The organism is Candidatus Korarchaeota archaeon NZ13-K (genome assembly GCA_003344655.1).
Taxonomy (GTDB): Archaea; Korarchaeota; Korarchaeia; order Korarchaeales; family Korarchaeaceae; genus Korarchaeum.
This window is the reverse complement of record MAIU01000145.1, coordinates 1-1,457: the sequence shown is the minus strand read 5'-3', so window position 1 is coordinate 1,457 and position 1,457 is coordinate 1. Positions and strand designations below refer to the sequence as shown.

At 58.4% G+C, this 1,457-nt stretch carries 2 protein-coding genes; both read right to left on the bottom strand.

Annotated elements, in window-relative coordinates:
- A partial coding sequence (locus tag BA066_07955) for a pyridoxal-phosphate dependent enzyme (protein ID RDD52761.1) occupies positions 1 to 453 on the bottom strand: 453 nt, incomplete at its 3' end.
- A 46-nt stretch (positions 454 to 499) separates the two neighbouring features.
- Positions 500 to 1,457: dipeptide epimerase (locus tag BA066_07950; GenBank protein RDD52760.1), on the bottom strand; the 958-nt coding region annotated here is incomplete at its 5' end.

Sequence of the window (1,457 nt, the reverse complement as noted above, 5' to 3'; positions counted from 1 at the left end):
GATCTCCTCCCCCATCCTCCGCTGTCCCCTGGGATTGGCTGGATTCGAGTCCTGCATGAGGAATGTGGCCCCCCTCTCCCTCGCGATCCTTTCGGCCACCGATCTTATGCTCCTCGGATCCTCGGGTGGCACGTTAGGGCAGGTGTACACTCTCGCCCCAAGCCTCCTCATCAGCGCTATCTTGACGGGGCTCGCATCCTCCTTCACGGCTATGTGCACCTCGAACCCCATCGCCCTCCCGTGAAGGGCTAGGGAAACTCCTGTGCACCCGCTGGTCGCCTCCACTATCTCCCCTCCCCTTCCCTTCCTGTCGATGAGATCCAGGAGCATGGAGACCGCCATCCTGTCCTTGTGACTCCCGCCCGGGTTCAGGTACTCCAGCTTGAAGAGTATGCCATCTACCTCAACTATTGGCGTTTTCCCCACCTGCTCCCATATCTCCGGCATCCCCATCACCTTCGGCTCCCCGCTCAGCCCAGGGCGTAATGAAAGCTTCTCCTCAGAGAGGAGTGGTGCTTTCCCTCCTCTCCTCAAATACAGCCCTCAGCTTGAGCTTCTCCTCCCTTATCCTGAGGTTGCCCAGTCCCGGACCATCCGGCAGTATCCTGAAGCCGTCCTCACATCCAGCTCCCCCCTCCACGAAGTCCTCCTTAAGCGAGATGTCAGAGTCCAGGTCAGTTGTGACCACGTTCCTGGTGGCTGTTGCGAAGTGAACGGCAGCCGTTATGCTGACACCTCCCTCCATCATGCACCCTATCATGTTTGGGATGCCGGCAGCCTCGCTTATAGCCGCTATCCTTCTAGCCTCGAGCAGGCCCCCGGCCTTGGACAGCTTTATGTTTATGTAATCTGCCGCCCTTAGCTTCGCTATCATCAGGGCATCCCTGGCGGAGTGAACCGACTCGTCTGCCATTATCGGGATCGGGCTTGTCCTCGTGAGCTCGGCCATCCCCTCCAAGTCATACCACCTCAGAGGCTGCTCCGCTAGCTCGACATCGTATCTCTCCATCTCCGCCAGAGCTTTTTTAGCTTGCTTCAGAGTCCATCCCTGATTGGCATCTATCCTTATCCTGACATCCTTTCCCACGGCATCCCTGACAGCTCTAACCCTCGCTATGTCCTCGCTCACTTCAGTCCCCACCTTCAGCTTGAGCACCCTGAAACCGGCCTCGACGTGCTTGACCGCATCCGAGGCCATCTCCTCCGGCGACATTATCCCTATCGTGAAGTCAGTCTCCACCCTGTCGGAGTGACCGCCGAGCAGATCCCTCAGCCTCACCCCGAGTACCTTACCCTTGAGATCGAACATGGCCATCTCGAGGGCCAGCTTCGCGGATGTATTTCCAAGGATCGCCCTCGAGAGCTTCTCCTCGATCCTCTCCACATCCAGGGGATCCTCCCCTATTATCAGGGGAGCTAGCACGTTCATCGCGGCTAAGATCGTGTCCTCGCTCTCC